Source organism: Ruegeria sp. F5, from assembly GCF_056533845.1.
Map to the genome: position 1 here is coordinate 200,768 of NZ_JBQFOU010000002.1, position 25,670 is coordinate 226,437.

Annotated in this window: 28 protein-coding genes; 16 read left to right on the plus strand and 12 right to left on the minus strand. The window is 61.1% G+C overall.

Features of this window, described 5'->3' with window-relative positions; genetic code table 11:
- The first annotated feature begins 10 nt into the window (after positions 1 to 10).
- On the plus strand, positions 11 to 790 hold the full coding sequence (xth, locus tag ACR0K1_RS03370; protein WP_480613882.1) for an exodeoxyribonuclease III: 780 nt from the start codon (positions 11 to 13) through the stop codon (positions 788 to 790).
- A 4-nt stretch (positions 791 to 794) separates the two neighbouring features.
- On the opposite strand, the gene ACR0K1_RS03375 is transcribed toward xth, so the two are convergent.
- Both ACR0K1_RS03375 and dksA read right to left on the minus strand, forming a co-directional pair.
- The gene (locus ACR0K1_RS03375) at positions 795 to 1,946 is read right to left on the minus strand and encodes an FAD-dependent monooxygenase (RefSeq protein WP_480613880.1); all 1,152 of its coding nucleotides are present in this window, start codon (positions 1,944 to 1,946) and stop codon (positions 795 to 797) included.
- 71 nt (positions 1,947 to 2,017) lie between these two features.
- On the minus strand, positions 2,018 to 2,440 hold the full coding sequence (gene dksA, locus ACR0K1_RS03380) for an RNA polymerase-binding protein DksA (protein WP_480613878.1): 423 nt from the start codon (positions 2,438 to 2,440) through the stop codon (positions 2,018 to 2,020).
- A 386-nt stretch (positions 2,441 to 2,826) separates the two neighbouring features.
- Here dksA and ACR0K1_RS03385 point away from each other — a divergent pair, with 386 nt between their 5' ends.
- From ACR0K1_RS03385 to ACR0K1_RS03405, 5 genes are all read left to right on the plus strand, one after another.
- Positions 2,827 to 3,672, plus strand: a complete 846-nt coding sequence (locus ACR0K1_RS03385) for an AAA family ATPase (protein ID WP_480613876.1) — start codon at positions 2,827 to 2,829, stop codon at positions 3,670 to 3,672.
- 116 nt (positions 3,673 to 3,788) lie between these two features.
- The gene (locus ACR0K1_RS03390) at positions 3,789 to 4,238 is read left to right on the plus strand and encodes an N-acetyltransferase family protein (protein WP_480613874.1); all 450 of its coding nucleotides are present in this window, start codon (positions 3,789 to 3,791) and stop codon (positions 4,236 to 4,238) included.
- Entirely contained in the window at positions 4,235 to 5,605 is a 1,371-nt protein-coding gene (locus ACR0K1_RS03395) for a DUF2927 domain-containing protein (RefSeq protein ID WP_480613872.1), read from the plus strand. The genes ACR0K1_RS03390 and ACR0K1_RS03395 overlap by 4 nt, the downstream gene beginning before the upstream one ends.
- 7 nt (positions 5,606 to 5,612) lie before the next feature.
- Positions 5,613 to 5,783 (plus strand): hypothetical protein, encoded by a 171-nt coding sequence (locus ACR0K1_RS03400; RefSeq protein ID WP_480613870.1) that lies wholly within the window; start codon positions 5,613 to 5,615, stop codon positions 5,781 to 5,783.
- A 4-nt stretch (positions 5,784 to 5,787) separates the two neighbouring features.
- Positions 5,788 to 6,972, plus strand: coding sequence for a vWA domain-containing protein (locus ACR0K1_RS03405; RefSeq protein WP_480613868.1), 1,185 nt, complete (start codon positions 5,788 to 5,790; stop codon positions 6,970 to 6,972).
- A gap of 42 nt (positions 6,973 to 7,014) precedes the next feature.
- Here ACR0K1_RS03405 and ACR0K1_RS03410 read toward each other — a convergent pair whose 3' ends face one another.
- The gene (locus ACR0K1_RS03410) at positions 7,015 to 7,935 is read right to left on the minus strand and encodes a DMT family transporter (RefSeq protein ID WP_480613866.1); all 921 of its coding nucleotides are present in this window, start codon (positions 7,933 to 7,935) and stop codon (positions 7,015 to 7,017) included.
- Positions 7,936 to 8,119: 184 nt separating this feature from the next.
- On the opposite strand from ACR0K1_RS03410, the gene ACR0K1_RS03415 reads away from it, so the two are divergent.
- Positions 8,120 to 8,806: a M48 family metallopeptidase gene (locus ACR0K1_RS03415; RefSeq protein WP_480613946.1), complete on the plus strand. Its 687-nt coding sequence runs from the start codon at positions 8,120 to 8,122 to the stop codon at positions 8,804 to 8,806.
- A gap of 70 nt (positions 8,807 to 8,876) precedes the next feature.
- Here ACR0K1_RS03415 and ACR0K1_RS03420 read toward each other — a convergent pair whose 3' ends face one another.
- From ACR0K1_RS03420 to ACR0K1_RS03440, 5 genes are read right to left on the minus strand one after another with little or no spacing between them, the layout of a single operon-like run.
- Complete coding sequence (locus ACR0K1_RS03420; RefSeq protein ID WP_480613864.1) at positions 8,877 to 9,419, minus strand: RSP_2648 family PIN domain-containing protein; 543 nt, start codon at positions 9,417 to 9,419, stop codon at positions 8,877 to 8,879.
- Entirely contained in the window at positions 9,416 to 10,618 is a 1,203-nt protein-coding gene (locus ACR0K1_RS03425; protein WP_480613862.1) for an RSP_2647 family RNA methyltransferase, read from the minus strand. The genes ACR0K1_RS03420 and ACR0K1_RS03425 overlap by 4 nt, the downstream gene beginning before the upstream one ends.
- Positions 10,619 to 10,660: 42 nt before the next feature.
- Entirely contained in the window at positions 10,661 to 10,933 is a 273-nt protein-coding gene (locus tag ACR0K1_RS03430) for a hypothetical protein (protein WP_480613860.1), read from the minus strand.
- Complete coding sequence (locus ACR0K1_RS03435; RefSeq protein ID WP_480848766.1) at positions 10,917 to 13,712, minus strand: [protein-PII] uridylyltransferase family protein; 2,796 nt, start codon at positions 13,710 to 13,712, stop codon at positions 10,917 to 10,919. Before ACR0K1_RS03435 ends, ACR0K1_RS03430 begins: the two co-directional genes overlap by 17 nt.
- 49 nt (positions 13,713 to 13,761) lie before the next feature.
- Entirely contained in the window at positions 13,762 to 14,151 is a 390-nt protein-coding gene (locus ACR0K1_RS03440) for a DUF4440 domain-containing protein (RefSeq protein ID WP_480613856.1), read from the minus strand.
- 142 nt (positions 14,152 to 14,293) lie between these two features.
- Here ACR0K1_RS03440 and ACR0K1_RS03445 point away from each other — a divergent pair, with 142 nt between their 5' ends.
- The 5 genes from ACR0K1_RS03445 to ACR0K1_RS03465 all read left to right on the plus strand — a co-directional run bounded on the left by ACR0K1_RS03445 (position 14,294) and on the right by ACR0K1_RS03465 (position 18,146).
- Positions 14,294 to 14,716, plus strand: a complete 423-nt coding sequence (locus ACR0K1_RS03445; RefSeq protein ID WP_480848768.1) for a DUF2852 domain-containing protein — start codon at positions 14,294 to 14,296, stop codon at positions 14,714 to 14,716.
- Positions 14,717 to 14,782: 66 nt separating this feature from the next.
- Positions 14,783 to 15,214 carry an RDD family protein gene (locus tag ACR0K1_RS03450; protein WP_480613852.1) on the plus strand — a complete coding sequence of 144 codons (432 nt, stop codon included), beginning with the start codon at positions 14,783 to 14,785 and terminating at the stop codon, positions 15,212 to 15,214.
- 76 nt (positions 15,215 to 15,290) lie between these two features.
- A complete protein-coding gene (locus ACR0K1_RS03455; protein WP_480848771.1) occupies positions 15,291 to 16,115 on the plus strand; it encodes an arginyltransferase in 825 nt (274 codons plus the stop codon).
- Positions 16,116 to 16,122: 7 nt separating this feature from the next.
- Complete coding sequence (locus tag ACR0K1_RS03460) at positions 16,123 to 16,515, plus strand: VOC family protein (RefSeq protein ID WP_480613848.1); 393 nt, start codon at positions 16,123 to 16,125, stop codon at positions 16,513 to 16,515.
- Positions 16,516 to 16,787: 272 nt separating this feature from the next.
- Positions 16,788 to 18,146 (plus strand): dicarboxylate/amino acid:cation symporter, encoded by a 1,359-nt coding sequence (locus ACR0K1_RS03465; RefSeq protein WP_480613846.1) that lies wholly within the window; start codon positions 16,788 to 16,790, stop codon positions 18,144 to 18,146.
- Positions 18,147 to 18,268: 122 nt separating this feature from the next.
- Here ACR0K1_RS03465 and ACR0K1_RS03470 read toward each other — a convergent pair whose 3' ends face one another.
- Both ACR0K1_RS03470 and ACR0K1_RS03475 read right to left on the minus strand, forming a co-directional pair.
- Positions 18,269 to 18,652 carry a bleomycin resistance protein gene (locus ACR0K1_RS03470; RefSeq protein ID WP_480848774.1) on the minus strand — a complete coding sequence of 128 codons (384 nt, stop codon included), beginning with the start codon at positions 18,650 to 18,652 and terminating at the stop codon, positions 18,269 to 18,271.
- A 46-nt stretch (positions 18,653 to 18,698) separates the two neighbouring features.
- Positions 18,699 to 19,544, minus strand: coding sequence for a HalD/BesD family halogenase (locus ACR0K1_RS03475; protein WP_480613842.1), 846 nt, complete (start codon positions 19,542 to 19,544; stop codon positions 18,699 to 18,701).
- 125 nt (positions 19,545 to 19,669) lie between these two features.
- Between ACR0K1_RS03475 and ACR0K1_RS03480 the strand changes: the two genes are divergently transcribed.
- The 4 genes from ACR0K1_RS03480 (at position 19,670) to ACR0K1_RS03495 (ending at position 23,404) form a co-directional block, all read left to right on the plus strand.
- Positions 19,670 to 19,792, plus strand: a complete 123-nt coding sequence (locus tag ACR0K1_RS03480; protein ID WP_480613840.1) for a hypothetical protein — start codon at positions 19,670 to 19,672, stop codon at positions 19,790 to 19,792.
- 176 nt (positions 19,793 to 19,968) lie between these two features.
- Positions 19,969 to 21,720, plus strand: coding sequence for an acetolactate synthase 3 large subunit (locus ACR0K1_RS03485; protein WP_480613838.1), 1,752 nt, complete (start codon positions 19,969 to 19,971; stop codon positions 21,718 to 21,720).
- Between the two features lie 68 nt (positions 21,721 to 21,788).
- Positions 21,789 to 22,349, plus strand: a complete 561-nt coding sequence (gene ilvN, locus ACR0K1_RS03490; RefSeq protein WP_480613836.1) for an acetolactate synthase small subunit — start codon at positions 21,789 to 21,791, stop codon at positions 22,347 to 22,349.
- Between the two features lie 311 nt (positions 22,350 to 22,660).
- Complete coding sequence (locus tag ACR0K1_RS03495; protein WP_480848777.1) at positions 22,661 to 23,404, plus strand: helix-turn-helix domain-containing protein; 744 nt, start codon at positions 22,661 to 22,663, stop codon at positions 23,402 to 23,404.
- Here the strand turns inward: ACR0K1_RS03495 and ACR0K1_RS03500 are convergent.
- Positions 23,401 to 24,189 carry a DUF2189 domain-containing protein gene (locus tag ACR0K1_RS03500; protein ID WP_480848779.1) on the minus strand — a complete coding sequence of 263 codons (789 nt, stop codon included), beginning with the start codon at positions 24,187 to 24,189 and terminating at the stop codon, positions 23,401 to 23,403. The genes ACR0K1_RS03495 and ACR0K1_RS03500 overlap by 4 nt on opposite strands.
- A gap of 25 nt (positions 24,190 to 24,214) precedes the next feature.
- Positions 24,215 to 25,615 carry an amidase gene (locus ACR0K1_RS03505; protein WP_480848781.1) on the minus strand — a complete coding sequence of 467 codons (1,401 nt, stop codon included), beginning with the start codon at positions 25,613 to 25,615 and terminating at the stop codon, positions 24,215 to 24,217.
- Positions 25,616 to 25,670: the final 55 nt, after the last annotated feature.

The window sequence follows — 25,670 nt, forward strand, 5'->3', positions numbered from 1 at the left end:
AGGACCGCGCATGAAAATCGCCACGTTCAACATCAACGGCATCAAGGCGCGGGCCGAGGCCCTGCCCCGCTGGCTGGACGATGCGCAGCCCGACATTGTGCTGCTGCAAGAAATCAAATCGGTCGATGAGAACTTCCCACGAGAGATATTTGAAGATCGCGGCTACAATGTCGAAACCCATGGGCAAAAGAGCTTTAACGGTGTGGCGATCCTGTCCAAACTGCCTCTGGAAGACGTCACGCGCGGTTTGCCCGGGGATGACGAGGATGAGCAGGCGCGCTGGATCGAAGCCACTGTCATCGGTAAAAAGCCCCTGCACATTTGTGGGCTCTACCTGCCCAATGGCAACCCCGTCCCCGGTCCGAAATATGACTACAAGCTGGCCTGGATGGAGCGTCTGTATGATCGCGCCCGTGATCTTATGGCGGCGGAAGAACCGGCCCTGATGGCAGGGGACTACAACATCATTCCGCAAGCCGAAGACGCGAAGCGCCCGGATGACTGGCGCGAGGACGCGTTGTTCCGGCCGGAAAGCCGCGCCGCGTTTCGCAAGATTCTGAACCTCGGGTTCACCGAGGCGTTTCGGGCGCGCACGCAGGGGCCCGGGCATTACTCGTTCTGGGATTATCAGGCCGGGGCGTGGAACAAAAACGACGGCATTCGCATCGATCATTTCCTGCTGACCCCGCAGGCCGCCGATCTGATGCGGGATTGCCGGATCGATTCAGAAGTGCGCGGGCACGAGAAGCCCTCGGACCACGTACCCGTCTGGATCGATATGGACCTCTGAGGTCTCAGACGGTCGCGTCGTACCGATAAATCCACTCATAGCGCCGAGACAGTCGTGGGCCGATGACCGTCAGGGCTGCCTGCGCCGCGAGCCGGGTGGCTCCGGTCAGGTGGAAATTGCGTGCATTGGCGTTGGCGGCGTCAACGACTTTCTGCGCGCGCGGTCGTCGCGTTTGTTCATAAGCGGCAAGCGCTCGGGTTACGCCGGGTTGTTCCTTGAAGGACCGGGCCAGTATCCACGCGTCTTCCAGTGCCATACACGCCCCCTGTGCCATAAAAGGCAGTGTCGGATGCGCCGCATCGCCCAGCAGCGTCAGCCGCCCGTTTTGCCATTTGTCAGAAACGGGGCGCAGGAACAAAGCCCAGAGATGCGCCTGTTCCACCTTGGCGAGAATGTCACGAACCGGCCCGCCGAAATCGGCAAAGCGCGCGCGCAGATCGTCCGGGTTCCCGGGACGGCGCCAGCCCTCCTCGTGCCAGTCCGAGCGTTCCTCGATTGCCACGATGTTCAACAGGCGTTGGTCGCGCAAAGGGTACGTCACGACGTGGCGGTGGGGACCCATTGTCAGTGTCGCTTTCGGGTTTGCGTCGTGGTGTTCCCAGGGAATAGTCGCGCGCCAGGCAACCTGATGGGTGAATTGCGGGTCTTCGGGTCCGTTCAGGATGGGCCGAATGATGCTGCGCCCGCCATCCGCAGCGATGGCACATTCGGCGCGCAGCCTTTCCCCATCGTCCAGTCTCACCTCGGCCTCGCCGGGGTGTTTAACCACCTGCGTGACACGTGCACCCAGACGGATATCGACGCCCGCCTGTTGCGCTGCCTTGTGCAACAGGTCCAGCAGATCGGCGCGGTGGTAGTAATAGGTCGGCCCAGCAGATGGGCCCGGCAGACGGCTGATAAGGCGACCCTTTCGGTAGTCCCGCAGCAGAGTGCCATGCGATCTCTGCCCCGCTTGGGGAACGTCACTCACCACACCCAGCGCGCGCAGAACGCACATTCCGTTGGCGCTGATCTGCAGACCCGCGCCCACCTCGGTCAGGGCCGGGGCCTGTTCCAGCACCGTGACCTGAGCGCCGGATTGCCGCAGAGCCAGCGCAACGGCCAGCCCTCCGATCCCACCGCCGATGACGCAGAATTTCAGCCCGTCGATATTCATGGCACCGGCTTAACGCAAAAACGCCGGAGCGACAGGCCCCGGCGTTTGTGTTTTACCAAGTTTCCCAGCGATCAATCGTCGCGGTGGACTTTTTCGCGGCGCTCGTGACGTTCCTGCGCTTCAAGCGTCATGGTGGCAATCGGGCGGGCGTCGAGACGTTTCAGCGAGATGGGATCACCGGTCTTTTCGCAATATCCGTATTCGCCTTCGTCGATCCGCCGCAGGGCTGCATCAATCTTGGCGACCAGCTTACGCTGACGGTCCCGTGTGCGCAGTTCCAGTGCCCGATCGGTTTCTTCGCTGGCCCGATCTGCAACATCGGGAATGTTCCGGGTATTGTCCTGTAGCCCTTCGATCGTGTCGCGGCTGCCTGCTAAAAGTTCATTTTTCCAATCCATCAGCTTGCGGCGAAAATACTCAAGCTGTTGATCGTTCATAAACGGTTCATCTTCGGCCGGTCGGTAATCTTCCGGCAGAAAAACTTCCTGCTTCATACTTGCTCCCTCGGTATGGCCAGAAACGTCGTTGGTTGCGGTCGTTTCACCTGACATTTGGCACCCCCTTCTGCGCTGCATGTATCCGACGCGCGTGGGAATGTCACTACACAAACGTAGCGCAGACGCGCCGTCACAAGAACCAGTCTAAGTATGAGACTTTTAGAAACAAAACCTTGTTTTTCTGTGAACTTTGTCAGGCCATTTTGGGGCGCGTTACAACCCATGCGGCACCCGGTCCCGCGCGAATCAAGCGAAACGGTTTGAAGTCGCTGCGAAATTCTTCAAACGCGACGCCGGGGCCCGGGTTGTAAAAAACCCTGGCTCTCTGTAACCCGGGAACAACAATTCAGCCCGCACATCTCGCGAATCTATATGAGGGGTCCATGACCGCACGTTTTCAAGGCACAGCCGAATATGTCGCCACCGACGATCTGACCATTGCCGTGAACGCAGCCGTCACGCTGGAACGTCCGCTGCTGGTCAAGGGTGAGCCCGGCACCGGCAAGACCGAACTGGCGCGGCAGGTGGCCGGGGCGCTGAGCCTGAAGATGATCGAGTGGAACGTCAAATCCACCACCCGCGCGCAGCAGGGCCTGTATGAATACGATGCGGTAAGCCGTCTTCGGGACAGCCAGTTGGGCGAGGAACGCGTGCATGACGTGTCGAACTACATCCGCAAGGGCAAGCTTTGGCAGGCGTTTGAAGCGGACGAAAAGGTCGTTCTGCTGATTGATGAGATTGACAAGGCCGATATCGAATTTCCCAACGACCTGCTGCAGGAACTCGATAAGATGGAGTTCCATGTCTACGAGACCGGCGAGACGATCCGCGCCAAGCACCGTCCCATCGTGATCATCACCTCGAACAATGAAAAGGAACTGCCGGACGCCTTCCTGCGCCGCTGCTTTTTCCACTACATCCGTTTCCCGGATGAAACCACGATGCGCCGGATTGTCGAGGTCCACCATCCCGGCATCAAGGACGCGCTGCTGACCACCGCGCTGACCCAGTTCTACGAAATCCGCGAAACGCAGGGGCTGAAGAAAAAGCCCTCGACCTCGGAAGTGCTGGACTGGCTGAAACTGCTGCTGGCCGAGGATCTGACGCCCGAGGACCTCAAGCGTGACGGCGCGAACGCGTTGCCCAAACTGCATGGCGCTTTGCTGAAGAACGAACAGGATGTGCACCTGTTTGAACGGCTGGCCTTCATGGCCCGGTCAAAGCGGTAACGCAGGGCTGATCGGCGCGCGGGGATCACGGCTTGCCTTACGGCGGGCTGAATGCAAGCATTGTGCATGGCCCACCGCGCGGGTCCCGGCACCAAAACAGCAGAGCAGGACGTCCCTTGGCCGACACATTGACAATTCGCCCCCTGCGGCCCGAGGACAAAGAACCCTGGGCCGCGATGTGGCACGACTATCTGGCGTTTTATGAGACCTCGGTGCCGGATGAGGTCTATGACACGACCTTTTCGCGCCTGCTGGGCGAGGATCCGCAGGATTTTTCGTGCTTCGTGGCCGAACAGGACGGCCAGCTTGTGGGCCTGACCCACTACCTGTTTCACCGCCACGCGTGGAAGGTGGAAAACGTCTGTTATCTGCAAGACCTGTTCGCCCGCCCCGAAGCACGCGGAACCGGTGTCGGACGGGCGCTGATCCAGGCGGTTTATGACGAAGCCGACCGGCAGGGCGCGCCCTCGGTCTATTGGTTGACGCAGGATTTCAACCACACGGCCCGGCAATTGTATGACCGGATCGGCAAGAAGACGCCCTTTATCCGGTACAACCGCTCATGATGCGGTGGGGTGCATTCCTTCTGGTGGCTGCGCTGTCGGCCTGTACGCAGGTGGACCGGATTGAGCTTCCGACCCGGGTCAACGTCACCGAAATATCGCTGCCCCCTGCCAAGAGTTTCGCCCGCGCGTATCCGATGGCTCCGGCCCGTTCGAACAGGAACATCGCCGCCGATTTCGTCTCGCTGCATTTCGAGCTTGAAAGCGGTGCCCCCCTGCCCGTCTTCACCCGGTTCGAAACGCCCGTTACCCTGCGCCTGACCGGAACCCCGACCCCAAGCATGCAGCGGGATCTGACCCGCCTGCTGAACCGTATTCGGCGCGAAGCGGGGATCGACATTCGCCAGATCGACGAAGGTCAGGCCAACATCACCGTCGAGGCCGTTAGCCAAGAGCAAATCCACCGCGTCCTGCCGAACGCCGCCTGCTTTGTCGTTCCCAATGCCTCGAGCCTGGAAGAATATCGCCGCGACAGGCGCAAGGCCAAAAGCAGCTGGACCGAGCTGCGCCGACGCGAGCGGCTGGGTATCTTTATTCCATATGACGTCAGCCCGCAGGAAATGCGCGATTGCCTGCATGAAGAGATCGCGCAGGCGCTGGGGCCGCTGAACGACCTGTACCACCTGCCGGATTCGGTGTTCAACGACGACAATATCCACACCGTTCTGACCGGCTTCGACATGCTGATCCTTCGGGCGGCCTATGCGCCCGAACTGCGAACTGGGATGACCCGCGAACAGGTTGCCGCCGTCATTCCCGGCGTTCTCAGACGGTTGAACCCACGGGGCGAGAACCTGCCGGTAGAGTCGTTCTCGGAAACCCCTCGGGAGTGGATCGACGCGATCCAGAAATCGGTCGGGGCCGGGCCGGGTTCTCCGCGGCAGATGCGGGCGGCCAAAATGGCGGCGCAGATCGGTCAGCAGATGGGCTGGACAGACCACCGCCGCGCCTATCCCTACTATCTGATGGGCCGAATGGTGCAGTTCGATAACCCCGAAGAGGCGCAGCGCCAGTTTCAGATCGCCTTGCAATACTTGCGCGCAGCACCGGGCACCGAGGTACATCAGGCACATGTCACCACCCAGACCGCAGCCTATGCGCTGGCGCAGGGTGAAGGCCCCCGTGTGCTGCCCGATCTGGACCGGGCCATAACCGTTATGACGCGGGCCGAGAACGCCTCGATCCTCGCCACGCTTCTGTTGCTGAAGTCCGAAGCGCTGCGGCAGGCGGGCCGAACGCAAGAGGCACGCTCGGTCAGGCTGGACAGTCTGGGGTGGGCGCGCTACGGCTTCGGCTCGGATCTGGTGGCACAGTCGCTGACGCAGGACGTCGCGGCCCGAGCCCCGGCAAACGGCAGCAGAGGTGGATGAAACACATATGTTAGTGGTTCTGGGAATGGCGCTGATCGGGGCAATCCTGGGCGCGTTGACCGCGCGCAAACGCAACGGCAACGCGGCGGACATGGCGCAATATGCCGCCGGGTATGGCATTGCCTTTGCACTGGTCGGCCTCATAATCTCGATGGTGCTGGTCCGACTGGTGGTATAACGCGATGTTCCTGCCGTTCTTCGAAAATCTCCGCAATGCAGGCATTCCTGTATCGCTGCGCGAATATCTGACCTTTCTCGAGGGGATGAAAAAAGGCCTCGCCACCTATGATGTCGAGGCGTTTTACTACCTCGCCCGCGTGTCGATGGTGAAGGACGAGCGCAACATCGACAAGTTCGACCGCGCCTTTGCCGCCAGTTTTGAAGGGCTGGATCAGATCAGCTTCGATCAGGTGCTGGAAGCCGTGGATATCCCGGCCGAATGGCTGGCGAAAATGGCCGAGAAGCATCTAAGCGAGGAAGAAAAGGCCGAGATCGAAGCCCTTGGCGGCTTCGACAAGCTGATGGAGACGCTGCGCGAGCGGCTCAAGGAACAACAGGGCCGCCATCAGGGCGGCAACAAGTGGATCGGGACCGCCGGGACCTCTCCGTTCGGGGCCTATGGCTACAACCCCGAAGGGGTGCGCATCGGGCAAAAGGAAAGCCGCCACCAGCGCGCGGTCAAGGTCTGGGATAAGCGTGAATTCAGGAACCTGGACGACACGGTTGAACTGGGCACCCGCAACATCAAGGTCGCCCTGAAACGCCTGCGCCGCTGGGCGCGCGAAGGGGCTGCCGACGAACTGGATCTGGACGGCACCATCCGCGCCACCGCCGAGCATGGCTATCTGGACGTCAAAACCCGTCCCGAGCGTCACAACGCGGTCAAGGTGCTGCTGTTCCTTGACGTGGGCGGATCAATGGACCCGCATATCAAGGTGGTCGAAGAACTGTTTTCCGCCGCGCGGACCGAGTTCAAGCATCTGGAATACTACTACTTTCACAACTGCCTGTACGAAGGCGTCTGGCGCGACAACCGCCGCCGCTGGGATCAGCAGACCCCCACGCATGAGGTCCTGCGCACCTATGGCGGGGACTACAAATGCATCTTTGTCGGCGACGCCTCGATGAGCCCCTACGAGATCGCCTATCCCGGCGGCGCAAACGAGCACTGGAACCAGGAGGCCGGTCAGGTCTGGCTGCAACGCGCGCGTGAGCAGTGGCCGTCGAACCTGTGGATCAACCCGGTGCCCGAGAAATACTGGGGCTACACCCACTCCATCGGCATGATTCAGGAGATATTCGAGGACCGCATGGTGCCGATGACACTGGCCGGGCTGGAACATGGGATGCGCGAACTGACGCGATAGGCCCGGCCCGCGGGGTCAGGCCTGATTTTCGGTGTCCGCGTCTTAGGCGGGCTTTGCCATCACCGCCGGGGCCGGTTGTGTCGCCCGGCTTTGGGTCAGAAAGATCGCCCCCAGAATCAGCGCACAGGCCACGGCCTGCGCCGGGCTGATAACCTCGCCAAAAGCAAAGACACCAACCGCGAACATGGTCGGCAATTCGATGCTGCCACTCACAGCGGTGCGCGTGGTGCCAATCAAAGGGGCGCAGATGGTAAAGATCAGTTGCGGAATAAGCGCGGTCAGCAGGCCGATACCGACGACGAGCATCCAATCCGAACGGTCGCGCGGTATCATCTCGGCAGCGTCCGAGTTCAGCACCAGCGGCATCAGCCCCAGAACCGATCCCAGCGAGACAGATGCCAGCCGGGCCAGCGGCGGGATGCGTGACAAGCGATGCACCATAACGCAGATGCCAAGGCCAAATCCAAACGGGGCGGCAAGGGAAATCAGCAATGTCACCAGATGCTCTCGCCCGACCGCGGCGGGTGAGGCCGCGATAACCGCGCCCAAAATGATCAGACCAACCGCGATCAGCCCGCGCCGGCTGGGAGTGTCTTTGAACAATACCCAGGCAATCAGCAGCGTGAACACCGGATACGTCATGTAAATCACGCCCACCGTGGATGCGGGCACCGATTTCAGCGCGGTCACGTAGCCGACCCAGCCTAGCCCGATAAACGCACCGGCAGCCAGACCCCACAGGATTTCGCGCCATGCGGATCTGCTCCGAACCAGAAACGGGAACAGAAGCACCGCCGCCAGAATATAGCGATAGAAGGACACGGCATGCGATGCCAGCCCCTGATCGGTCAGGCCCCGACTGAAATAGGGAACCAGCCCGACGCCGATCGACGCGAACAGCATCCCGCCCACGGCAAGCGGGTAAGGAATCGCGGGCTGATGAGTCTGTGTGATCTGATCCATGCGCCCGCGATATCAGGTTGCGCGGGTCCGTAAAGACTCAAGATCACAGCATTTGGTATTTTTTGATATTTTATACAATTGTGTTGCTCATCGACACTTGCAACTGGGCACGATTGACCCGGCGGCGGGGCCTGATCTGGTAAAACCCATTGCCCTGCCCGTCGCAAAGCCCCATATCTTAATCATGCTGCGCCTTACCCCAATCCTGCTGGCCATCGCCTATGCCTTTGTGATGTACCGGATTTCCGTCTGGCGCACGCATCGCGAACTGGATGCCAAATCGACCGAACTTGCCGACCCGGCGCTGAAACGGATGACGGACAGACTGGCGGTTGCTTTGGATGTGCAGCGGGTGCCGGTCTATATCTACGAGATCGACCCGGTAAACGGGCTGGCCGCGCCGGACGGGCGGATATTCATAACGCGCGGTTTCTATCGCAAATTCCGCAACGGAGAAGTGTCGGCCGAAGAGATGGCCAGCGTGATCGCGCATGAGCTGGGGCATGTGGCACTGGGCCATGCGCGGCGGCGGATGATTGATTTTTCGGGACAAAACGCGTTGCGGACCGCGCTTATCATGGTTTTGAACCGGTTTATCCCATTTGTCGGTGCAATGATCGCAAATGCGCTGACATCGCTTCTGGCCTCGCGCCTGTCACGCGCCGATGAGTATGAGGCGGATGAATACGCAGCCGCCCTGCTGACCAAGGCAGGGATCGGCATCGGGCCGCAGAAATCCTTGTTTCATAAGCTGGAAGACCTGACGCAACAACGCGCCGGAATGGTGCCCGCCTGGTTGATGAGCCACCCCAAAACCGAAGAACGGATTGCGGCGTTGGAAGCGCTTGAGCAGCGTTGGGCGGGTGGCTGATGGCAGCGCAGCGAGAGGCCAGCCTCTCGCGCTCTCCGGGATATTTTTGGACAGATGAAGGGGATCCCACCTATTGCGAAAGGGCTTTGCCCAGACGCGGCAGGCGGGCTTTTTTCATCAGGGCGCGCAGGGTCCATTGATCGCCGGACAGGCGGTTGGCTTCTCGCAGAACGCGGGTTGCAAGGATTGTCATCTCCTCCGGGTCAGCGAGCCAGAAGTCATGCAGAAGACTGTCGGGGTCGCGCCGGCCAAGGCCCTCTTCCGCGAGGATGTTTCTGGGGAAGTCTTTGGCATTGACCGTCACGATGATGTCTGCCGAACCGGCAATGGCCGTGGCCAGAACGTGGATATCCGCGCTGTCGGGCAGCCAGAGCCGTTGTTCCAGACCCGGCGCGGCGGAGCGATCTGCCTTGGGCCATTGCGACTGAACCAGCGCGATTTCGGCGCGGGCCTGCGCCTCACCCTGCGGACCCAGTTTGCGGGCGGCGCGGGCCCATTCTTCGAGGATACGCTGAGACCAGAGCGGGGTGAAATGGCCAATACTGGCGGCGCCCAGCAGCATCTCTCGCATCACCGTGGGGTAGATGACGCAGGTGTCCAGAACCGCCTTCACAGCCTGTAGAACACGGCTTTGAGGTAGCCGCTTTCGGCCAGTTGCGGCAATTGCGGGTGGTCGGGTCCGGCAAAGCCTGTGTGGATCAGTTGCGCCTGCCGTCCGGCACGGCCAATCCCGCGCGAGGAGGCATCGCGGAAGCGGCCCAGATCGGCGGCGTGGGAGCAGGAACAGAGGCCGAGATAGCCGCCCGGTTTGACCAAGGGGGCAGCAAGACGGGCCACGCGTTCGTAGGCGCGCAGGCCCGCATCCAGCGCTTGTTTTGATGGGGCGAAGGCAGGCGGGTCGCAGATCACCACGTCGAATTGCGCGCCCTCTTCGCCCAGTTGGGTCAGAACGTCGAAGGCGTCTCCCTGGCGGGTTTGGAAGCGATCGGCGCAGCCCGAGGCCTTTGCCCCTTTGGCCGCCAGGTCCAGCGCGGCGGCGGAGCCGTCGACGGATAGCGCCTGCGCGGCCCCTCCGGCCAGCATGGCCAGTGCAAAGCCGCCCACATGGCTGAATACGTCCAGCACCTGCGCCTCGGGATGAACCAGCCGGGCGGCGAAGGCGTGATTGGGGCGTTGATCATAGAACAGACCGGTTTTCTGGCCGCCCGTCAGGTCGGCCATGTAAGTCGCGCCGTTCATGGGCACGGGCAGAGGGGCATCGGGCGTTGTTCCGCGCAGGGTTTGGTTCACGTCGTCCAACCCCTCCAGCCCGCGCGTGCGGCCCGAGGCATTCTTCAGCACGTTTGAAACACCCGTCACCTTGACCAGCGCGTCGGTCAGCGTTTCAAGATGCGCCTCGGCCCATGCGGCGTTGGGTTGGATGACGCAGGTATCGCCGAAGCGGTCGATGATCACGCCGGGGAAGCCATCGGCCTCGGCGTGGATCAGGCGGTAATAGGGCGCATCGAACAGGCGCTCTCGCATCGCAAGCGCGCTTTGCAGACGGGTTTCGAACCACTCTGCGTTCAGGCCGGCCTGCAGGTTTCGATCCAAAACGCGGCACATGATCTTGGAGTCGGGATTGACCGCGACCAGCGCGATGGGTGCGCGTTTGTCATCCTCGAGAATGGCCAGTGCCCCGGCGGAGATCTTGCGGGTGCGGCGGTCGGTGACGATGTCGTTGGCATAGACCCAGGGAAAACCATGGCGCAGCCCGCGCGCGTTGGCTTTGGGTTTCAGACGGATACGGGGGCGGTCGGCGGTTTGGGTCATGACGCCCTCATAGTCCTGAACCGCCCGGTGGGAAAGCCCCTGTTAACGCGGACGGCTGCGCCATCCGCCGCGTCGTTTCGGGGCTTGTGCCGCTTGCAGCCCCTCGGCCAGCACCTGCGTCATCGGATGATCGGCATCCTGCGCGGAATAAGCCGCGTGCAGATCGGTCAGCGCCTGTTTCTGGTCCTGCCCGTCCGGCAGGCTGATCGCCCAGTCCAGAAAGATGCTGCGGCATTCGGGCAAGGCGATGCCGTCGATGCGGTAGGCCTCGCGGATCAGGCCCTTGGGATCGTTGGGATCAGTGCTGCGCGCCATCGTCGCCCCCCTTGATCACGCTGCCGATCAGCGCGGCGGCGGTGGTGTAACTGTCCTGCAATGCGGCCTGCAACTCGTCCACCCGTTCGAACCCGGTGGCGCGGCACAGAAAGGCCGAGCCACCCTCGCCGATCTTGTCGGCCTCGATCACTTTGCCGGACAGCAGCCGCGCGGCGCATTGCACCGACCAGCATAAGTCGTAACTGTCCTTCAGCGTTTGCGCCTGCGCGACATCCAACAGACCCGCAGCGACGGCCCCGTCGAGCCCGGCTTGCACGTCTCGTTTCGGGATGCCCGTCAGCAAGGCCCCCGTTTCGGCCATCAGTTCTATATCCATCATCCGACCGGGGCCGTTCTTGGCATCCCACACACCGGCGGGCGATTTCGCGGCGGCCAGCCGGGTTCGCATCTCGGCCACTTCGCGCAGAACCTTGTCCTTGTTGCGCGGGTGGGACAGGAAATCGGCCCGAAACGCCTCGATATCCTTGGCCAGGGCCGGGTCGCCCGCCACCACATGGGCGCGGGTCAGGGCGAGGTGTTCCCAGACCCAAGCCTCTTCCTGCTGGTAATGTGTGAAGCTGGCCCAGCTGGTCGCCACCGGCCCCTGATTGCCAGAAGGGCGCAGGCGCATATCGACCTCGTACAGCCGCCCCTGCGACATCGGCGCGGACAGTGCGGTAATCAGTGCCTGCGTGAACCGCGCGTAATAGGTGCGGGTTGCCAGAGGGCGCGGGCCGTCGGACATATCCTGATCCAGCGGGTCGTAAATCACGATCATGTCCAGATCGGATTGCGAGTTTATGCGCCCTGCCCCCAGCGACCCCATGCCAAGAACCGCAGCCCCCCGCCCCGGTGCGGGGCCGTGCTTGCGCGCGAAATTCTCGGTGACATGCGGCAGGATCGCAGCAATGACCGCCCGTGCCAGATCGGCGTATTGACGCCCCGCATGCGCCCCGTCGATCAATCCGCGCAGGTGATGCACGCCGATCCGAAAGTGCCATTCCTTGCACCACCGGCGCGCGAAATCGAGTTGTGTTTCGTAGTCGGATTCCTGCGCCAGCGCCTGCGCCAATTCTTCCTGCAGCGCCGCCTGCCCCGGCCAGTCGGCGAAGAAACTGCCACCGATCACCGCGTCGAATACCGATGCATTGCGCGACAGGTGCGAGGCCAGGGCGTGCGAGGTGCCGACGATGTCGATCAGCAGGTCGATCAAATGGGGGTTGGCCTCGAACAGCGAGAAAAGCTGAACGCCTGCGGGCAGCCCGGCAAGGAACCCATCGAGCGCCATCAGCGCCTCTTCGGGCTGGGCCGTTTTGGCGAGGCGCGACAGAAGCTCGGGTTTGAGACGGTCGAAGATGCGCCTGCCCCGTTGCGAACGCAGCGCCGGGTAAGTCGACCAGCGGGCGAGTATGCCCTGGTCGAACTCCACTTCCTGCACAGGCACCCGGGGCGCGCCGGGTCCGGGCGCGAAGAAGCCTTCGGTCAGGTCGTGCACTTCGATCAGGCGTCGGGTCAGGTCCTGCGTCAGTTCGGCACTGCTGAGGCCCATAAGACAGGCGACGCGTTCGATCCCATCCTCGGATTTGGGCACTTTGTGGGTCTGGGCATCGTGGATCATCTGGATGCGGTGTTCGACCTCGCGATGGGCGCGGTAGTGATCGGTCAGCTTGGCGGCGACCTCATCGGGCACCCAGCCCTTGGCGGCCAGCGCTGCCAGCCCCGGAACATTGCCGCGCACGCGCAGATCGGGATCGCGACCGCCTGCGATCAGTTGCCGGGTCTGGGTGAAGAACTCGATCTCGCGAATGCCGCCCTGCCCCAGTTTCATGTCATGGCCGGGGATCGACAGAGCGCCCCCGGTGCCCTTGTTTTCGCGAATGCGCAGGCGCATGTCGTGAGCGTCCTGAATGGCGGCGAAATCCAGATGGCGGCGCCAGACAAATGGGCGCAGCGCGTCCAGAAACCGCTGCCCCGCCGCGATGTCCCCGGCGCAGGGCCGCGCCTTGATGTAAGCGGCGCGTTCCCATGTGCGGCCGAGGCTTTCGTAATACCGCTCTGCCGCTTCCATCGCCATGCAGACCGGCGTGACAGCGGGATCTGGGCGCAGGCGCAGATCAGTGCGGAAGACATAGCCATCCGCCGTCTTGTCGCTGAGCGTGGCACAGAAATTGCGCGTGGCGCGGACCATGCCGTGGCGGGCCTCGTAGAAATCATCAGGGTCGAACCGCGTCTCATCAAACAGAACGATCAGGTCGATATCCGAGCTATAGTTCAACTCATGCGCGCCCATTTTCCCCATGGCGAGGATCACCATCCCGGCGGCGGTTTCGACATCATCCTCGGTCATGCCGGGCAGTTTCTTGCGGCGGATCAGTGCGGCGATCTCGGCCTTGGCGGCCACATCCGCGGCCAGAGCGCCGAAATCGGCCAGCGCCGCTGTCACCTTTTCCAGCGGCCACGCCCCGGCAATATCCGCCAATGCGGTCAGCAAGGCCATGCGGTGCTTGGCCTGCCGCAGCCCCGGCTTCAACTGATCGGGCGGCAGGGCCCGCGCCGCCTCCATGACCTCCGCCAGCGCCTGATCCGGGTTTTGCAGCGCTTGCGGCAGCCAGTCTTTCTCGCGCTCGATCAGGCCTTTCAGATAGGGGCTGGAGCCTGCGGTTCCGGCAATCAGATCACCCTGCTCTGCGGTCAGATCGGGCAACAGCAGCCGGGTTTCTTCCCCAAGGGCCGGGTCAAAGGCGCGCGGCAGGCGGTGAATGGCAAGAGCGTCAGTCATATGCGCAACCTGCGCATTGCCGTGGGGCGGCGTCAATGGGGCAATCTGGTCAGGCCTGTTCGACCGGTGTGTCCTGACTGAAACTGTTGACCCAGACATCGTGACGCCGCTCCCAAAGCGAGGAGATCAGCATCGCCTCCCACCCCGGCGCGTCGGGCCGCTGATAGTCGGCGCGATAGGACAACAGCACGATATCAGGCGTCAGGACCCGCAGCCTTTCGTCGCTCAGCCTGAACTCGGCCATTGTCGGCGCATCGGCGAATTGCCCTACGTGATCATCCCGATTGGCAAAACCAGTGGGGTAAACACCCAGAAAATCCGCGCTCAGCAAGGCGCGATCGGTCTGAGCGTTCCCATCGACCAATGCCATCCAAACCTGCTTTTCCAGATCAAGGATTTCATCAAGGGTCGGGGCGGGCTTTTTGTCATCCGTATTCATACACGCAACCTGCGTCTGATGCGCCGGATCGTCAACCAGATCGCAAGATGTAAATCTTTTTCACATTGACCTCTTGCAACGCACAGACGGATCCCCATCTAGACAATGTGAAAGGAATTTACATCAACCCAGGAGAGCCCAAATGACCGCACTGTCCGAACCCGCCGCCCCTTCGAATCCGGGATGGTTCTACCGTGCCGAGGCCTGGATGGACGACAAAGGCAAAGGTGCCTGGATCGCAGCCATGGTCCTTGGTTTCATCTTCTTCTGGCCAGTGGGCCTGGCCCTTCTGGCCTATATGATCTGGAGCAAACGCATGTTCAGCAAGTCCTGCAGCCGCCGCAAATCCTGGCACCGCCACATGAGCGCTATGAAGCCCTCGGGCAACAGCGCGTTTGACGCCTACAAGGCCGACACGCTGGCGCGGCTGGAACGCGAGCAGCAGGAATTCGAAGCCTTCCTGCACCGCCTGCGCGAGGCCAAGGACAAGGCCGAGTTCGACCAGTTCATGGATGAACGCGCCCGCGAAAACCACGACGAAGCGGACAAGGGCGAACCTGCCTGATCCCCCTTGCCCTGTCCCGGAGTTTCGGGACAGGGTGACGCGACCAATCTCTGCGGAAAGCCCATAATGACTCACCTGCCCGATCCCGATAGCCAACCCGAGTTTTACCAGTCGGTGACCACCAAACGCTTCATTGCATGGCTGTTCGATATCGCCTTTATCTCGTTGCTTTGCACGGTGGCGATCCTGTTCACCGCCTTTATTGGACTGTTCTTTCTGGCCCTGATCTACGGCGTCATCAGCTTTGTCTATCGGGTGGTTACCATCGCAAACGGGTCGGCCACGCTGGGCATGCGGTTCATGGGGATTGAACTGCGCGATGCCTTTGGTGAGCGGATGGATGCGGGCAAGGCCGTGGCGCACACTGCCGGGTATTTCGTCTCGATGACCTTCTTCGTGGTCCAGATCATCTCGGTCATCATGATGCTGACCAGTGCGCGTGGCCAGGGGCTGACGGATGCCTTTCTGGGCACGGTCATGATCAACCAGCGTGCGTAAAAAGACCCTCGCGTGAATCACTTGGCGGTTCCGGGAACCGTTGTTATCATCCGGTCTCAGGAAACACGGGACCTTCATGCGACACACGCTGCCAATCGCGCCACAGTTCTATGTGACGGCACCTCAGCCCTGCCCTTATCTTGAGGGCAGGATGGAGCGTAAGCTGTTCACCGCGCTGCAGGGCGAAGGCGCGGATCAGCTGAACAATTCCCTGTCGCAACAAGGGTTTCGCCGGTCCCAGAACGTGCTTTACCGCCCGTCCTGCACCGACTGCGCCGCCTGCCTGTCAGCCCGGATCGACGTGTCGGCCTTTCGCCCGCGTAAAAGCCAGAAACGGGCCGCAAAGCGCAATTCCTACCTGCAACGGCGCGCCACGTCGCCCTGGGCCACGGACGATCAGTTCGAGCTGTTCCGCCGCTACCTGGATACCCGCCACGCCGATGGCGGCATGGCCGATATGGATGTGTTCGAATTTGCCGCGATGATCGAGGAAACCCCGATCCGCAGCCGCGTGGTGGAATATGTGGACCCCGAAACCGGCAATCTGATCGCCGTCAGCCTGACCGACGTGCTGGATGACGGGCTGAGCATGGTTTATTCCTTCTACGATCCGCACCAGCCTCAGAACTCGCTGGGCACGTATATGATCCTGGACCACATCGACATCGCGCGCGAGGCTGGCCTGCCTTACGTCTACCTCGGATATTGGGTCCCCGGCAGCCCGAAGATGGGGTACAAGGCCAAGTTCGCGGGGCTCGAGGCTTACGTTCAGGGCGACTGGCAAAAGATCAAGGACCCCGAGGCTTTTTCGCGTACCGACCAGCACCCCTTGTCCACCGCGCCAATCGCCGAACAGGTGGCGAGTATCCAGCTGCCGGACCGTCACCCCACCAAGGGCTGAACCCCAGATGAAACAATCCCTGCACGCCGTCACTCTTGTGGTGCCGGACTATGATGACGCCATCCTGTTCTACACCGAAACGCTGGATTTCGAGCTGACGCAGGACATCGATCTGGGCGGCGGGAAGCGCTGGGTTCGCGTCACTCCGCCCGGATCGGATGGCGCGTCGCTGCTGCTTGCCAAGGCGGATGGAGTCGATCAGCAGGCCGCCATCGGCAACCAGACCGGCGGGCGCGTGGGTTTCTTCCTGCAGACGGATGACTTTCAGCGCGACCACGCCGCGATGCTGGCCAAGGGCGTCGAATTCGAGGAAGACCCCCGGCACGAGCCCTACGGAACCGTCGCCGTCTGGCGCGATCCGTTTGGCAACCGCTGGGACCTGATCATGTTCAAGGAGTGACGTAACAGGCTATAATAGAATAACTTTTCCTGCATTTTACAGTTGCAATCTGCCCCCAAGCACTTACACGCGCCCAATTTTATTGCAAAAATGTGATCCTGCATAATTTTTAAGCAGTTGAAAACTGACGCTGCGTCACCAAATACCCTGAACCCGCTCGGCAGAGCGTGCCTTTCAATTACGACGACCGGCGTTGCCGGACTTCACGGACATAATGATTTCGGCACCGGATCCCCGATCCGGCGCGCTGAGTGCGATAAGGGGGAAGACAAATGAAATACGCCGCCCGCAGAGTACTTTCTGCAAGCCTGACGACGCAGATCATGCTGGCCCTCGCCTTGGGCTCCATTCTTGGCATTACGCTGAATTACCTAGATATTCCGGCTTTGGAGAACAGCCTGACCAACGGCCTGTTCGCCATGGTCGGCCAGATGTTCCTGAACGCCCTGCAGATGCTTGTGGTGCCGCTGGTGGTCTTCTCGCTGCTCTGCGGCGTGGTGGGTATCGGAGACGTCAAAGTGCTGGGCCGCATCGGCGGCCTGACCTTTGTCACCTACCTTGTGACAACCGCGCTGGCAGTCACCACCGCGCTTGTCTTTGCCAATATCATCAACCCGGGCAGCGGGTTTGAGAGCATGCATCTGGCGGATCACAGTGTTTCCGTCAACTCGGCGGAATCGGCCTGGCAAATTCTGGCAAACATCGTGCCGAAGAACCCGGTTCAGGCGCTGGCCAATGGCGAGATGCTGCAGATCATCTTCTACGTCATCGTCGTTGGCGTTGCGGTCCTGATGATCGGCAGCCGCGCCAAAGCCTTTGTCGAAGGGTGCGAGTTCATGAACGATCTGGCGATGAAGATCGTCGAAATCGTCATGGCCTTCGCCCCCATCGGCGTGTTTTGCCTGATTGCCAGAACTTTCGCGATGGAGGGGTTCGGCCTGTTCGTCCCGGTGATGGGGTATTTGACCACGATCAGCCTGACCCTGGTGTTCCACCTCTGCGTGACACTGATGGCCCTGCTCTACGTGTTTACCGGCCTCAGCCCGCTGGCGTTCCTGCGGAAAATGCGGTCGGCACAGGTGTTCGCGTTTTCGACCTCAAGCTCGAACGCGACGATCCCGGCCAGCATGCAATGTGTGACCCAGCGGATCGGCGTTGACCGCTCGGTCGCCTCGTTCGGAGTCCCTCTGGGCGCGACGATCAACATGGATGGCACCGCGATCATGCATGGCGTGGCGACCGTGTTCCTGGCCAATGCCTATGGGATCGATCTGGGGCTTGGCGGGTACATGACCATCATCTCGATCTCGGTTCTGGCCTCGATCGGCACCGCAGGTGTTCCGGGCGTGGGTATCGTGATGCTCGCCATGGTGCTGAACCAGCTGGGCATGCCGCTGGACGGTATCGCGATCATTCTGGCCGTTGACCGGATCCTCGACATGATGCGGACCGTGGTGAACATCACTGGCGATGCGGTCGTCACGACAATCGTGGCAGACAGGGTGGGCAAGCTGGACCGCGCCGTATTCAACGACCCCGAGGCCGGTACGACAGACCTGTCGCATCTGGAAATCGACCACGAGGCCGAGATTGAGTTTGCAAAGCTGACCCACGCAAAAACAAACTCGTAACCCAACAGCCCGGAGGCCATGCGTTCTCCGGGCTTTAAGCATTCCACAGCAGCGCAGCGCTGCCGGGCCCAACCAGAGGAGGCACGCCAAAGGCGTGCTAACGATGGGCGGGAGCCTTCACCCTAGTCTCTGGGCCGAATGTCTTCGCCGAAGAACACCAGCGTCCCGTCCTCGTCGAGGACATGGAACTCGCGCTGCAGATAGGGCTGATCGAACGGGGCCCGCACGCGCCCCTCGGGCAGGTCCTTCAGACCGGGCAGCAGACTTTCATACAGCGCATCGATCCCCTCGACATCGATGTAAAACGACTGATTGTCCCCAAGCGGCTTACCGTCTTCGCGGGGCGGGCATTCCAGCAGCCGAATGGCAACCGGCCCACATGACAGATAGGCGTAGTTTTCCTGCTGGAAGCCGCAGGTGAATCCCAGACGGTCACAATAAAAGTCAATCTGTGTTTTCAATGACGAACACAGAACAAATGGCGTAAGTTGCAATAGCTTTGGCATCAATACCTCCGACCACGTGAGTTGGTTGCCAGAAGGTTAACACGTTTCAGTCCAACAGATCGTCTTGCCGTATCCCGGCCCGCTCATAGTGATGCGGCAGCACCCGACCATAAAGCTGCTGGGTCCGCTCGACCCCGCCGCACATCCCTTCGGCTTCGACGAATGAGAATATCCCCACATACCGGCGGCGCGCGCCCTTGACTGGGGCAACCCGATGCAGCGCATACCTGCCCTTGAATATCTGCAGGTCACCCGGCTGCAACTCCAACTCGCGCACTCTGGCCCTGTTGCCGTCCAGAACCGAGGCTACGGACCCAAAGTTCTCATCCTCGGCGCTGCGCAGGTTCGGGACGTATTCAAAGCACCCGCCGGATTCCCCGTTTTGAATAGCCAGAGTGACCGTGTAGTTGTTCGTGTCGAAGTGCCACGGGAAACCCTGCCCCTCTTCCACAACATTGATGATCACATCCGCCAGCGGATCGTCGTAGCGAAAGAACCGGTCTGCGGGTTCGTTCAGGGCGTCGCGGATAAACGGCATGAAGCCTTCGAATTCGTAAATCCGGCGCAGCGGGCCGGATTTGAGGAAATTATCCGCCGGCACAAAGGCGTTCGAACGGTCATAAAACCGGCGGATCGGATGGCCGATGCCAAGCCGCGGGTCGTCTTTGGAGAAATAGGCATTTGTTCTGTTGAAAGATCGGTGGGCTTTGGGCGACACCTCATCGGCCTCGCGAATTAGCAATTCCAACCCAGCCTCGTGAACAAAGCCCGGCAGCACGGCGCATCCGTCCAATTCCAGTTCCCGCCGCAAATCCGCGATCATCTGGTCATAGGCCCGCGAGTCCGGCCGGTCGATCGGGTATCGGCCCAGGTCCACCAAATCCATCAACATATACCGCCTCCGTGAATTGCTGCGTCAGGATCACCGTGACTCGGACAAACGCGCATCTCATGTCAGTTTGGGACATTGCGCTGACGCATTTTGACACTCGCAGGCTCGCCACTCTGTCCTTTGGCATGCTCAAATTCGCGGAAATTCCGCAGATGCGTCAATCTGCGCAAGAAAATGTCGCAGAATTCACCGTTGCGGTCAGAAAATTGGGTCATTTGCCTGTTGACGCCCCCATCGCCCGGCCATAATGTCCCCCGCAAGCAGAAAAGGAGCCTCTGGCGATGAAAGCGCTAGTCGTAATCGTAGGAACCACGCGCATGGGCCGGTAACGGTAAACCATAATCCAACCCATGCGCCTCCGAAAAATCTCGGGGGCTTTTTTTATGCGGAACGCAAGACACATGTCGCGAACGGAGCAAAGCAGATGACACGTGAGATGACCGGCGCAAAGATGGTGGTTCAGGCCCTCAAGGATCAGGGCGTGGACACGGTATTCGGATACCCCGGCGGCGCCGTGCTACCGATCTATGACGAGATCTTTCTGCAAAACGACATTCGCCACATTCTGGTGCGCCACGAACAAGGCGCCGTGCACGCGGCCGAAGGTTATGCGCGCTCGACCGGCAAACCCGGCGTTGCGCTGGTAACATCCGGCCCCGGCGCGACCAACGCCGTGACCGGGCTGACCGACGCGCTGCTGGATTCGATCCCGATCGTTGTTCTGACCGGTCAGGTTCCGACCTTCATGATCGGCTCGGACGCGTTTCAGGAGGCCGACACCGTTGGCATCACCCGCCCCTGCACCAAGCATAACTGGCTGGTGAAAGACACGGATTCACTGGCCCAGACGATGCACGAGGCGTTTCACGTCGCCAAATCGGGCCGCCCCGGCCCGGTGCTGATCGATATCCCGAAGGATGTGCAGTTTGCATCCGGCGAATACAGCCCGCCGAAACCTTCAACCTCGCACTATCAGCCTGCGCTGAAAGGCGATCTGGAAGAGATCACCGAACTGGTTGCCGCGATGGAGACGGCGAAGAAACCGGTCTTTTATACCGGCGGTGGCGTCATCAACTCTGGTCCCGCAGCCAGCCAGCTTCTGCGCGAACTGGTGGATGCGACCGGTTTCCCGATCACCTCGACCCTGATGGGTCTGGGGGCTTATCCGGCCTCGGGCAAGAACTGGCTTGGGATGCTTGGGATGCACGGCCTTTACGAGGCCAACATGGCAATGCATGACTGCGACCTGATGATCAATGTCGGCGCGCGGTTCGATGACCGGATTACGGGGCGGATCGATGCGTTCTCGCCGAACTCGAAGAAAGCGCATATCGACATCGACCCCTCGTCGATCAACAAGGTCATCCGTGTGGATATCCCGATTGTGGGCGACGTGGCGCATGTTCTCGAAGACGTTCTGAAGGTCTGGAAAGCGCGCGGGCGCAAGACCGATGCCGCGAATGTGCAGCAGTGGCAGAACCAGATCAGCGAGTGGCGCAAGATCAACTGCCTGGCTTTCACCAACAGCGAAAAGGCGATCAAACCGCAATACGCGTTGCAGCGGCTTGAGGAACTGACCAAGAAGCACGACCGCTATATCACCACCGAGGTCGGTCAGCATCAGATGTGGGCCGCGCAGTATCTGGGCTTTGAGGACCCCAATCGCTGGATGACATCCGGAGGGCTGGGCACGATGGGCTACGGCTTCCCGGCCTCGATCGGCGTGCAGATGGCACACCCGGACGCGCTGGTCATCAACGTGGCAGGCGAAGCCTCGTGGCTGATGAACATGCAGGAAATGGGCACCGCCGTTCAATACCGGCTGCCGGTGAAACAGTTCATCCTGAACAACGAACGCCTTGGCATGGTGCGCCAGTGGCAGGAGCTGCTGCATGGCGAGCGCTACTCGCACAGCTGGTCCGAGGCCCTGCCCGACTTCGTCAAACTGGCCGAGGCTTTCGGGGCCAAGGGTATCATGATCAGCGACCCCGCCGATCTGGATGACGCGATCATGGAGATGATCAACTATGACGGTCCGGTGATCTTCGACTGTCTGGTCGAAAAGCACGAAAACTGCTTCCCCATGATCCCGTCGGGCAAAGCGCATAACGAGATGCTGCTGGGCGAAGCCGAAACGCAGGGCGTGATCGATAGCAAAGGTTCGGTTCTGGTCTGACAAAATTCGACGAATTTTGTCGGGCGCGGCGCTGCGCCCGATGCGTTAAAATGACGAAAGGGACATAAATGTCTGCCCTACAAATCAAAAAAGGCTCTACCCGCCATTCGGCGTATAACCTAAGGCCCACGTTTTCCGACGTTCAGGAACGTCACACGATTGCCGTTCTGGTCGAAAACGAACCCGGTGTTCTGGCCCGTGTGATCGGCCTGTTCTCGGGCCGCGGGTATAACATCGAAAGCCTGACCGTGGCCGAGGTTGACCATACCGGCCACCTGAGCCGCATCACCATCGTCACCACCGGGACCCCGCAGGTGATCGAGCAGATCAAGGCGCAGCTGGGCCGGATCGTGACGGTTCACGATGTGCATGACCTGACGGTCGAGGGCCCTTCGGTCGAGCGGGAACTGGCGATCATCAAGGTCGTCGGTGAAGGTGACAAGCGGGTCGAGGCATTGCGGCTGGCCGATATTTTCCGCGCCAATGTGGTGGACAGCACGTTGAATTCATTCATCTTCGAGATCACCGGCGCCCCCGACAAGATCGACGCTTTCGCCGATCTGATGCGGCCGCTGGGTCTGGTCGAAATCGCCCGCACCGGTGTTGCCGCTTTGTTGCGCGGCGACTGATAAAATACCTGCCTTCGGCTGGGCAACCAGCCGAAGGTTTCTGACACTCCTCGAAAATCAGGGTTCGCCCATATGTTAAGCACGTGCTTGTCTAATAAATACGTGCTTTTTGGCCCACTTCCGCAATAAAGCTCAGACAAATCCACGCAAAACTGTTGCCTTTGACCTGCAGCGCGTTAGCTTGCTTTTCGCAGCGGTAGAAGGGGAAACGTTGCAGGGGTTCACCTTTGTGATTTCTAACGCGCGTTCGGTCTGCTGATCGGCGCCGTTGTGGTTTTTTCCTCAGAGTTGGAAGCAAGGCCTGGGATAGTATGACCGACCACATTCGCAGCCCGGCGGAACTGCGCGCCATGTTTGGCTCGAATCTCAATCGGTTGGTGCGGCGATACCCGACTGTCTCGGGGCTGTGTCGGCAGCTTGGCATCAACCGGACGCAGTTCAACCGCTACCTGACCGGCGAAAGCTTTCCGCGCCCCGAGGTGCTGGACCGCATCTGCCGGTTTTTCGACGTCGACGCGCGTATTCTGCTGACCAATCTGAATGATATTCCAAGGCCCTCAGATCACCCGGCGGCTTCGCTGTTGACCGAGTTTTTGGGTTCGGGCTCTGACTCCACCCAGAGCGCCGGTTTCCCGTCGGGCTTCTATAGCGTCACCGAACGCGACGGTGGCGGCATGCTGAACCTTTTGTATGCCAAGCGGTTGCCTCAATGCACGCTGGTGCGCGGGTACATCCCCCGCTCTGCTATGCCCCGTGCCCTGCCCAATGCGCGCGAGATACAAGGCATCGCCGCCGGTTCGGCGCAGCAGACCTATATCCTCATGTCCCGCCGCAATGGCGAGAACAGCCAGCTCTATCTGATCTCCAGATCACCGAACGGTGGCGAAACCGGTTGGAGCGGCGCGCTGATCCCGATTTCCAACCCGTCGCACGACGAAGGGCAAACCCGCCTGATCGATCTGCACCCTCTGGCGCAGGACGCGAAAGCTGTGCTGGGGGCCGCCCGCAAAGCGGCGGGGCCTCAGGTCGGGGCGCTTGAAGCTGAAATCGGCTAACCCCAGCTACCGCCCGCCTCGGTATCCTGAGTGATCTGACGGTACAAATGCCAACTGGCATGGCCCAACAGCGGAAGCACCAGAAACAGGCCCAGAAACCACGGGATCATCGACAAAAGCGTCACGACCGCGATGAACGCACCCCACCCGAGCATGACGGGCAGATTGGCCGCGACATAGGAATAGCTGGAGATCATCGCCGTCACAAAATCCAGTTCCCGATCCAGCAGCATCGGGATCGACAGCACGGTGATCATGTACAAAAGCGTCGCAAAGATGGCACCGACCGCTGTGCCCACCGCCAGCATCGTCAGACCGTTCAGGGTCCAAAACACTTCAAGCGATGAGGATACATTGGTCATCGTCGACAGCCCCATGAACAGCGCAAAGATCATGTGCCCGAGGAAGAACCAGAACAGAAACATGACAACGATAATGGCGCAGATCGACGGCAACTGGCGGCGGCTTTGCTGTACGACGACGCCGAAGATCGAGCTGAAATCCAGCGGCTCACCCTGTTCCAGCCGGTGCGAGACCTCGTATAGACCCACCGCCGCAAACGGGCCGATCAGCGGAAAACTGATGGCCGCAAGCACCAGCCAGAACGTTGTTCCGGTCTGGATCGTGACCCAAGCCATCGCCCAACCGGCCAGTACATAGACCCCCGCAAAGATCAGCCCAAACAGCGGCGCGCGCCGGAAATCGCCCCAGGCCTGCTGTAAGGCCGTGCGCAGCATCGCCGTATCAGCCGGGCGCATCTTGGGAACGCCAAACGGTTTGTCCATGTCTCTTCCTCCTCCCGTTCCGGCGTTATGGCATCGCCGGTCTTCTTTCCGGCCATCTGGTTGCCGCATGATAGGCCGCCCCGAATGACAACAGGCGCGCATCCGCCCCGCGTGGGCCGAAAAGCTGCACTCCCATCGGCAGCCCGTCCGCACCAAACCCTGCGGGCGCGGCCAGACAGGGCAACCCGATCAGGCTGACCGGAACCGTCACCTGCATCCAGCGATGATAGGTATCCATACCCTGCCCGGCAATCTGGGCCGGGTACTCCGCTTCGATGCCAAAGGGCCAGACCTGAGCTGCGGGCAGGACCAGCGCATCGTAGTCCTGAAACAGCGCAGCCGCTTTCCGGAACCAGTCAGACCGGATCAGGCTGGCCCGGTGCACCTCCATCGCTGTCATGGCAAGACCGCGATCCAGTTCCCACTGCGCGCTGTCTTTCAAAGATGCGCGGTGGTCCAGCAAGGGCTCAAGGCCCGTCGCCACGCTCCAGGATCGCAGGGTGATCCAGCTGTTCCACATCTTTTCCGGGTCGAAAGGCGGGGGCACAGCGTCGACCTGCGCACCGAGGTCTTCGAACACGGTCAGCGCATCCCGGCACAGGCTCAATATGCCGTCTTCCATCGGGAACGCTCCGCCCCAATCGCCAAGCCAGCCAATTCGAACGCCAGTCAGATCGGCGGCCTGCACCGGGGACACCGGTTCGTCTTGCGTTGCCAACGGCGACCGGGGGTCAGGCCCCGAGATCACGTCCAGCAGCAACCCCAAATCTTCGGGGCTGCGCGCCATGGGGCCGAGGGTTGATAGCTGATGCAGGAACCCGTCGCCGACCGGATCAGACGGCACCCTGCCCCAACTGGGCCGGAACCCGTAAACATTGTTCCACGCCGCCGGGTTGCGCAGGCTGCCCATCATGTCGGACCCGTCCGCCAGCGCCACCATCCCCGTCGCCAGTGCAACGGCAGCACCGCCGGACGACCCGCCGCAACTGCGGGCGATATCGTACGGGTTCCGGGTCGCCCCGTAGACCGGGTTGAACGTGTTTGAGCCCAAACCGAACTCTGGCGTGTTTGTCTTGCCGATGAGGATCGCCCCAGCCGCCCGCACCCGCTCCGCGATCAAGGCGTCCGTCTCCGGCACAAAGTCCCGAAAAATCGGAGAGCCCTGAGCCGACAGGATGCCCGCCACATCGACCAGATCCTTGACCGCAATCGGCAACCCGTGCAGCGGCCCGCGGATGGGTCCGGCATCACAGGCCTGCGCCTCGGCCAGCAAGGCGTCTTTACTCCGCAGCGCGACGATGGCGTTGACCGCGCCATTGACCGCTTCGATCCGGTCCAGCGTCTTATGCATCAGGTCCACGGCCGACAATTGGCGGTTCGCCAGCTTGCCCAGCAACTCGGTGGCTGATGTGAAAGGATGGATCATTCTTGCCTGCGCTGCTGCCGTTCGCGGCCAGCCTAACCAGACGTGCAGATCATTT

Excerpts from the sequence above, each read along its gene's own strand:
- xth (WP_480613882.1), top strand. The coding sequence starts at position 11 with ATGAAAATCGCCACGTTCAACATCAACGGCATCAAGGCGCGGGCCGAG.
- ACR0K1_RS03375 (WP_480613880.1), bottom strand. The coding sequence starts at position 1,946 with ATGAATATCGACGGGCTGAAATTCTGCGTCATCGGCGGTGGGATCGGA.
- dksA (WP_480613878.1), bottom strand. The coding sequence starts at position 2,440 with ATGAAGCAGGAAGTTTTTCTGCCGGAAGATTACCGACCGGCCGAAGAT.
- ACR0K1_RS03385 (WP_480613876.1), top strand. The coding sequence starts at position 2,827 with ATGACCGCACGTTTTCAAGGCACAGCCGAATATGTCGCCACCGACGAT.
- ACR0K1_RS03395 (WP_480613872.1), top strand. The coding sequence starts at position 4,235 with ATGATGCGGTGGGGTGCATTCCTTCTGGTGGCTGCGCTGTCGGCCTGT.
- ACR0K1_RS03400 (WP_480613870.1), top strand. The coding sequence starts at position 5,613 with ATGTTAGTGGTTCTGGGAATGGCGCTGATCGGGGCAATCCTGGGCGCG.
- ACR0K1_RS03405 (WP_480613868.1), top strand. The coding sequence starts at position 5,788 with ATGTTCCTGCCGTTCTTCGAAAATCTCCGCAATGCAGGCATTCCTGTA.
- ACR0K1_RS03410 (WP_480613866.1), bottom strand. The coding sequence starts at position 7,935 with ATGGATCAGATCACACAGACTCATCAGCCCGCGATTCCTTACCCGCTT.
- ACR0K1_RS03415 (WP_480613946.1), top strand. The coding sequence starts at position 8,120 with ATGCTGCGCCTTACCCCAATCCTGCTGGCCATCGCCTATGCCTTTGTG.
- ACR0K1_RS03425 (WP_480613862.1), bottom strand. The coding sequence starts at position 10,618 with ATGACCCAAACCGCCGACCGCCCCCGTATCCGTCTGAAACCCAAAGCC.
- ACR0K1_RS03430 (WP_480613860.1), bottom strand. The coding sequence starts at position 10,933 with ATGGCGCGCAGCACTGATCCCAACGATCCCAAGGGCCTGATCCGCGAG.
- ACR0K1_RS03435 (WP_480848766.1), bottom strand. The coding sequence starts at position 13,712 with ATGACTGACGCTCTTGCCATTCACCGCCTGCCGCGCGCCTTTGACCCG.
- ACR0K1_RS03440 (WP_480613856.1), bottom strand. The coding sequence starts at position 14,151 with ATGAATACGGATGACAAAAAGCCCGCCCCGACCCTTGATGAAATCCTT.
- ACR0K1_RS03445 (WP_480848768.1), top strand. The coding sequence starts at position 14,294 with ATGACCGCACTGTCCGAACCCGCCGCCCCTTCGAATCCGGGATGGTTC.
- ACR0K1_RS03450 (WP_480613852.1), top strand. The coding sequence starts at position 14,783 with ATGACTCACCTGCCCGATCCCGATAGCCAACCCGAGTTTTACCAGTCG.
- ACR0K1_RS03455 (WP_480848771.1), top strand. The coding sequence starts at position 15,291 with ATGCGACACACGCTGCCAATCGCGCCACAGTTCTATGTGACGGCACCT.
- ACR0K1_RS03460 (WP_480613848.1), top strand. The coding sequence starts at position 16,123 with ATGAAACAATCCCTGCACGCCGTCACTCTTGTGGTGCCGGACTATGAT.
- ACR0K1_RS03465 (WP_480613846.1), top strand. The coding sequence starts at position 16,788 with ATGAAATACGCCGCCCGCAGAGTACTTTCTGCAAGCCTGACGACGCAG.
- ACR0K1_RS03470 (WP_480848774.1), bottom strand. The coding sequence starts at position 18,652 with ATGCCAAAGCTATTGCAACTTACGCCATTTGTTCTGTGTTCGTCATTG.
- ACR0K1_RS03475 (WP_480613842.1), bottom strand. The coding sequence starts at position 19,544 with ATGTTGATGGATTTGGTGGACCTGGGCCGATACCCGATCGACCGGCCG.
- ACR0K1_RS03480 (WP_480613840.1), top strand. The coding sequence starts at position 19,670 with ATGCTCAAATTCGCGGAAATTCCGCAGATGCGTCAATCTGCGCAAGAA.
- ACR0K1_RS03485 (WP_480613838.1), top strand. The coding sequence starts at position 19,969 with ATGACACGTGAGATGACCGGCGCAAAGATGGTGGTTCAGGCCCTCAAG.
- ilvN (WP_480613836.1), top strand. The coding sequence starts at position 21,789 with ATGTCTGCCCTACAAATCAAAAAAGGCTCTACCCGCCATTCGGCGTAT.
- ACR0K1_RS03495 (WP_480848777.1), top strand. The coding sequence starts at position 22,661 with ATGACCGACCACATTCGCAGCCCGGCGGAACTGCGCGCCATGTTTGGC.
- ACR0K1_RS03500 (WP_480848779.1), bottom strand. The coding sequence starts at position 24,189 with ATGGACAAACCGTTTGGCGTTCCCAAGATGCGCCCGGCTGATACGGCG.
- ACR0K1_RS03505 (WP_480848781.1), bottom strand. The coding sequence starts at position 25,615 with ATGATCCATCCTTTCACATCAGCCACCGAGTTGCTGGGCAAGCTGGCG.